A 5,160-nucleotide genomic window follows, 5' to 3' on the forward strand; every position below is an offset into this window, starting at 1 on the left:
GGGAAGCGGTGAAAAATCGAGGTGCCCATTTATTGGTTATGAATCCTGACCCTAGCGCTGGCCTAAAAAAAGATGAATATCCCCTGCATCCCGTCCAATCGGAATCATGGGAAATGGATCGAGACATCTTCGCGCAACGTTTCGGCCGTAGTGAGAGTCGGCGTTACAGCGAAGAAAGCAGGTGCCCCCGCGCATCCGCTATTTCTTGCGTTTTTTCGCAGGCACGCCGGTGGCGGCGTCTGCCGCCTCTTTCGCCAACCGTGCAGCCTTGAGGGATGCCGTCAGCTCGCTCCTCTTGCGGGCCTGTTCATCGACGATGAGCTTCGCCTCGGAAGTGGTGCGATCCATCGCCGTCAGGGGCGCAGGGTCGCGGAAAAGGTTTCTCGCCTTGGCCAACATACGGGTCTCCCGAAGGGGTTCAGCCCGGCCAGATGGCCAGGCTGTTCGACAGGATCAGGCGAGCGCCAGCCTGCTGGCCGATTCGCGACCATCGCGGCCCGACTCGATTTCGAAGGTCACGGCCTGACCATCCGCAACGCTGTTAAGCCCGGCCCGCTCGAGGGCCGAGATGGGCTCTGTTGCACAAATCCCGTGTGGGATTCATCTCATGAATCCAGCGTGGTAGCTGGGATACATGAGCAGACCTACACCCCCGACCTACAGGACCAGGAACTGGCCAGCCTACAATGAAGCGCTCAAGCGCCGCGGCTCGCTGACGATCTGGTTCGATCCCGAGATGAGCTGGGATGCCGCGCCGACAGGTAGGCGTGGCCGCCAGCAGACCTACAGCGATGCCGCCATCCAGACATGCCTTTCGATGAAGGTGCTGTTCGGCATGGCGCTTCGGCAGACGACAGGCTTCGTCGAAAGCCTGCTGCGGCTGGTCGGCCTCGACTGGGCGGTGCCCGACTTCAGCACCCTGTCCCGCCGCCAGAAGACCCTGGCCGTGAACATCCCGTATCGCGGCTCCAAGGGGCCGCTGCACCTGCTGATCGACAGCACGGGTATCAAAGTCGAGGGCGAAGGCGAGTGGCACGCCCGCAAGCATGGTGGACCCAAACGGCGCGTCTGGCGCAAGATCCATCTCGGGATCGACGAGGAAACACTGGAGGTTCGCGCAGTCGAGGTCACAGGGAGCCATATCGGCGATGCACCGGTCTTACCCGACCTGCTCAACCAGATCCCAGCGTACGAGCAGATCAGCAGCGTCACTGCCGACGGTGCCTACGACACCCGCAAATGCCACGATGCAATCGCTGACCGCGGCGCCCGCGCTGTCATTCCGCCTCGCAAGAATGCCAAGCCGTGGAAGACCGTCACCGCCGGCGCGGTCGCACGAAACGAAGCGCTGCGGGCATCGAAATACCTCGGTCGTGCTCTCTGGCGACGATGGAGCGGATACCACCGCCGAAGCCGCGTCGAAACGAAGATGCACTGTGTGAAACTGCTGGGGCAGCGCCTCATGGCGCGGGACTTCGACCGACAGGTCGCGGAGCGTCAGGTCCGTATCGCCGTTCTGAACGGCTACACCGCGCTCGGCATCCCTGTCACAGAGCCCGTGGGATAAGTCTGTCCGGGGAAAGGGGAACCCCGGCCATCAGCCGATTTGTGCAACAGAGCCCCGCAGACTCCAAACCTCAGCTTTCGCCCTGTTCCTTGCCGTCCAGTTCCCGGGCGTTCGTTTCCGCTATCGTCTCATGTAGCCGCGAATGGGCGGATTGCCATGCATCGAGCGCGCCCACGGCCTGGTCGAGCGCCTTTCTGTCCGGCCCATCGAATTGGGGAGCCGCCTCCTTGATCGCCCAGTAGAGCCGGCGCACCACCGGGGTCATCCGCTCCAGCCAGGCCAGGACATCCCTCAGGCTCTGCTCCTTGCCGCCGGGGTTGGAATAGACCCCGCCCTGGAGGCCCTGCAGTTCCAGCTCGCTCAAGCGGAGCTCGATATCGCTCAGCCGTTCCTTGATATCTCTGTCGCTGTTCTCGACCAATGAGACCATTTTCGCCCCCTCCCTTTATGCGGTCGCTCCTCTTGGGCCTGCCGGCCCATCGATCACGCCTGATCGGTCGTCGGATCGTCCATGCCGCTCGCAGCACGAACCGGCATGCCGCGCTCGTTCCCGTCCCTTTTCCGACGCCGGCGCACTCCTGCATCATGCTGCGGCTCGGGTCGTTTCTCGGGGGTGCTGGCGATGTCTGCGGAATCCACGGTCTGGGTCTCCCTGTTGCCGGACGAAAAAATTCGAACAGGCACGGCTGATATGGGGTGTCAGGGGGCTGCAGGCCATAGGAGACATGCGCCTATCGACCAACCTCCGGAAAGCCCGAGAAAGAAATCTCGGTGACGACGAGGCGGTTCTGCAACGGCAGGATGAGGTCAGCGCAGTCGATGGCCGTTACGACGAGTTTTGCGTCGGTCGGCTTTTGCGATTCCTATTCAGGCGCGGGATCGGTTCTTTCCGCTGCCGCGTCGATCCGGTCGGCCCATTCGATCAGCAATCGCGCTGCGCCGAAATCTCCGTGCCTGTCGCGCTTCTGGGCGGCGAGAGCGAGGTGTTCCCGCAGATCCGTCGTCATGAGCAGGCCGGGCCGCTCGGTGGCCAGAAAGAGCATTTGCAGCAGGTGCTCTATGGCGGCTTCGTATTGATCCGGGCTTTCGATTGCCACCTTCCTGCCTTCCATCGGTTGCTGCCTGGCGACTCGTGTCAGGCGATTGCTGGTTGCCCCAAAGGACGAAGACCGGATACCCGTTTTGCAGCGGTATCGGCCGGCTTGACCGTCAGCATGGCTGGCGCGTGTCGCGTCACCAGTCCCGGAACCGCTCGAACAGCCCGGACGTGCAGGATCTGATCGGAATGAGCCGGGTTGTTCCGTCGTCATGGACGAGCTTCACCAGATCCCCATTCTGGAAATGGCGGATCCCCTCAAGATGCCACGGCGGCTGAGCAAAGATTTCGGTAGCTCCGGTGAGCGCGTCGGTCAGGGCAACACGTTTGGTCATGGAAACCTCGCTATCTGGACGAGCGAAAACGGCGGACCTGGATCCGCCGCTTCACCTTCCAGCTTTTGAATGCCGCATACCAGCGCAGATTTGGACCACGCCTTGGTGCGGCAATTTACCGGAAGATCGGGGGTCCGCAGGTTTCCGCCCGCTTCGCCTTTCGAATGGCAGCCGGCCGTCATCTGTGGTCAGCAGGCTTCCGCATGGGGTCGTCTTTCGGATCGTTGTCGCCCTGCTGCGGGGCTTCCGGCAGCTCGCCCTGCTGGCCCTGACGGGTGTCCCTCGGGTCCAGAGTGTCGTTCTTTGGGCCGGTGCCCACAATGGGGTCCTCCATGGCACCGCCCGGAGATCCCGCTCGGATGAACAAGACATGGGGTCGAAGGGGTGGAATTGCGCCCTCCGGATCGAAACTATCGTGCAAGCTGGTCATATGGCTGGAAAGAATGTTGCGCCGGTCTGGTGGCACCTAAAGCGCCGCCAGCGTCGTTACCGACCGTCGGGGTCCGCGCCCTCGAGATACGATGATGTCACGTCAGCTATTTCCTCCGCGCGTCCAGGACATGGGTAACGAGACTTTACAGATGCTGAACTGCGTCCGCTTCAAGGTTGACCTTCCGCGGATTCCCCGAGCAGCCGTCGTCGAGACGCACCTGCTGGCTTGACAACATCAGGTCTCACCTTCATTGTCTCAACATATCTTGAGTGGTTGATTCGATGGAAGAGCAACGCGCCCTTGCCGGCTTCGCGGCGCTGTCGCAGGAGACCCGGCTGCGCATCGTCCGGCTGCTGGTCAAGGCCGGGCCGGAGGGCATGGCGGCCGGGGCCATCGGCGAGGCCCTGGGGGGTGCCAGCACCTCGCGGCTGTCGTTTCACCTGACCCATCTCGAACATGCCGGGCTGATCCGGTCCCGGCGCGAGGGGCGCTTCATCATCTACAGCGCCGTCTTTGCGACATTGGCCGGACTGATCGCATTCCTGATGCGCGATTGCTGCGACGGCCACCCCGAGATCTGCGCGCCGGTCGCGGCCGCGCTGTCCTGTTCCTGTGAACCCAGCAAGGATGCCCTGCATGGCTGACGCCTCGCCTCGTGTCTTCAACGTGCTGTTTCTCTGCACCGGCAACTCCGCCCGCTCGCTCATCGCCGAAAGCGTGCTGCGCAAGGAGGGCGGCGCGCGGTTCCGCGCCTTCTCGGCCGGCAGCCAGCCGAAGGGAGAGGTGCATCCGCGGACCCTGAAGATCCTGCAGAACTACCATTACCCGACCGAAGGGCTGCGCTCGAAAACCTGGGACGAATTCGCCGGGCCCGACGCGCCGGTGATGAATTTCGTCTTCACCGTTTGCGACGACGCGGCGGGCGAGGCCTGTCCCTATTGGCCGGGCCAGCCGATGACAGCGCATTGGGGCCTTCCAGACCCGGCAGCCGCGACCGGCAGCGAGTTGCAGCGCGACATGGCCTTCATCGAGACGCTGCGCTACATGAAGGCGCGCATCCAGGCCTTTGCCGCCCTGCCGATCGGCACCCTGGACCGCGCCAGCCTCGTCTCCAGGCTGCACGAGATCGGATGCTCCGAAGGCACAAGCGAGGCAGGAGACAGCATGGACGTCGTGATCTATCACAACCCGGACTGCGGCACTTCGCGCAACGTGCTGGCGCTGATCCGCAATGCCGGGATCGAGCCGCATGTGGTGGAATACCTCAAGACGCCGCCCTCGCGCGCGATGTTGGAGCAGCTTATCGCCCGCATGGGCATCGCGCCGCGCGATCTGCTGCGCCAGCAGGGTACGCCTTATGCCGAGCTTGGCCTGGACGACCCGGCGCTGACCGACGCCGCGCTGATCGAGGCGATGCTGGCGCATCCGGTGCTGATCAACCGGCCCATCGTGGTCAGCCCCAGGGGCGTGCGGCTCTGCCGGCCCTCGGAGCAGGTGCTGGACCTGCTGCCGCCGCAGCGCGCCGCCTTCAGCAAGGAGGATGGCGAGCAAGTCGTGGATGCCCAAGGCAACCGCATTCGCCCGGCCTGAAAGGAACAGATGATGCCCCCCGACAGCCCGGCCCGCCGGCTTTCCTTTCTCGACCGCTACCTGACGCTCTGGATCTTCGCGGCCATGGCGCTCGGCATCCTGCTGGGCACGCTGTTCACCGGCCTGCCGGATGCGCTGA

7 protein-coding genes and 3 pseudogenes are annotated in these 5,160 nt (G+C 63.7%); 5 read left to right on the forward strand and 5 right to left on the reverse strand.

The window, feature by feature from the left end:
- Window positions 1–198: 198 nt before the first annotated feature.
- The gene (locus tag FE811_RS25610; RefSeq protein ID WP_011749412.1) at window positions 199–399 is read right to left on the reverse strand and encodes a hypothetical protein; all 201 of its coding nucleotides are present in this window, start codon (window positions 397–399) and stop codon (window positions 199–201) included.
- A gap of 54 nt (window positions 400–453) precedes the next feature.
- A pseudogene (locus FE811_RS28535) lies at window positions 454–570 on the reverse strand (cold-shock protein); the annotation flags it as partial.
- A gap of 64 nt (window positions 571–634) precedes the next feature.
- Here FE811_RS28535 and FE811_RS25620 point away from each other — a divergent pair.
- Window positions 635–1,567 (forward strand): IS5-like element ISPko1 family transposase, encoded by a 933-nt coding sequence (locus tag FE811_RS25620; RefSeq protein ID WP_072462952.1) that lies wholly within the window; start codon window positions 635–637, stop codon window positions 1,565–1,567.
- Between the two features lie 70 nt (window positions 1,568–1,637).
- On the opposite strand, the gene FE811_RS25625 is transcribed toward FE811_RS25620, so the two are convergent.
- The 3 genes from FE811_RS25625 to FE811_RS25635 form a co-directional block, all read right to left on the reverse strand.
- The gene (locus FE811_RS25625) at window positions 1,638–1,997 is read right to left on the reverse strand and encodes a hypothetical protein (RefSeq protein WP_010400439.1); all 360 of its coding nucleotides are present in this window, start codon (window positions 1,995–1,997) and stop codon (window positions 1,638–1,640) included.
- Between the two features lie 433 nt (window positions 1,998–2,430).
- Window positions 2,431–2,679, reverse strand: coding sequence for a hypothetical protein (locus tag FE811_RS25630; RefSeq protein ID WP_017998452.1), 249 nt, complete (start codon window positions 2,677–2,679; stop codon window positions 2,431–2,433).
- Window positions 2,680–2,800: 121 nt separating this feature from the next.
- Window positions 2,801–2,998, reverse strand: a complete 198-nt coding sequence (locus FE811_RS25635; RefSeq protein WP_010400443.1) for a hypothetical protein — start codon at window positions 2,996–2,998, stop codon at window positions 2,801–2,803.
- A gap of 714 nt (window positions 2,999–3,712) precedes the next feature.
- Between FE811_RS25635 and FE811_RS25640 the strand changes: the two genes are divergently transcribed.
- The 4 genes and pseudogenes from FE811_RS25640 to FE811_RS25650 form a co-directional block, all read left to right on the forward strand.
- Window positions 3,713–4,075, forward strand: coding sequence for a helix-turn-helix transcriptional regulator (locus FE811_RS25640; protein WP_010400452.1), 363 nt, complete (start codon window positions 3,713–3,715; stop codon window positions 4,073–4,075).
- Window positions 4,068–4,562: pseudogene (locus FE811_RS28540) on the forward strand (arsenate reductase ArsC); the annotation flags it as partial. The gene FE811_RS25640 and the pseudogene FE811_RS28540, both read left to right, overlap by 8 nt.
- A 33-nt stretch (window positions 4,563–4,595) precedes the next feature.
- Complete coding sequence (arsC, locus tag FE811_RS28545) at window positions 4,596–5,021, forward strand: arsenate reductase (glutaredoxin) (RefSeq protein ID WP_166435598.1); 426 nt, start codon at window positions 4,596–4,598, stop codon at window positions 5,019–5,021.
- 12 nt (window positions 5,022–5,033) lie between these two features.
- Window positions 5,034–5,160, forward strand: a pseudogene (locus tag FE811_RS25650) (arsenical-resistance protein); the annotation flags it as partial.

The sequence above is a fragment of the Paracoccus sp. FO-3 genome (genome assembly GCF_006386455.1).
Lineage (GTDB): Bacteria > Pseudomonadota > Alphaproteobacteria > Rhodobacterales > Rhodobacteraceae > Paracoccus > Paracoccus versutus.

Coding starts and splice junctions, on each gene's coding strand:
- FE811_RS25625 (WP_010400439.1), bottom strand. CDS start 1,997: ATGGTCTCATTGGTCGAGAACAGCGACAGAGATATCAAGGAACGGCTG.
- FE811_RS25635 (WP_010400443.1), bottom strand. CDS start 2,998: ATGACCAAACGTGTTGCCCTGACCGACGCGCTCACCGGAGCTACCGAA.
- FE811_RS25610 (WP_011749412.1), bottom strand. CDS start 399: ATGTTGGCCAAGGCGAGAAACCTTTTCCGCGACCCTGCGCCCCTGACG.
- arsC (WP_166435598.1), top strand. CDS start 4,596: ATGGACGTCGTGATCTATCACAACCCGGACTGCGGCACTTCGCGCAAC.
- FE811_RS25630 (WP_017998452.1), bottom strand. CDS start 2,679: ATGGAAGGCAGGAAGGTGGCAATCGAAAGCCCGGATCAATACGAAGCC.
- FE811_RS25620 (WP_072462952.1), top strand. CDS start 635: ATGAGCAGACCTACACCCCCGACCTACAGGACCAGGAACTGGCCAGCC.
- FE811_RS25640 (WP_010400452.1), top strand. CDS start 3,713: ATGGAAGAGCAACGCGCCCTTGCCGGCTTCGCGGCGCTGTCGCAGGAG.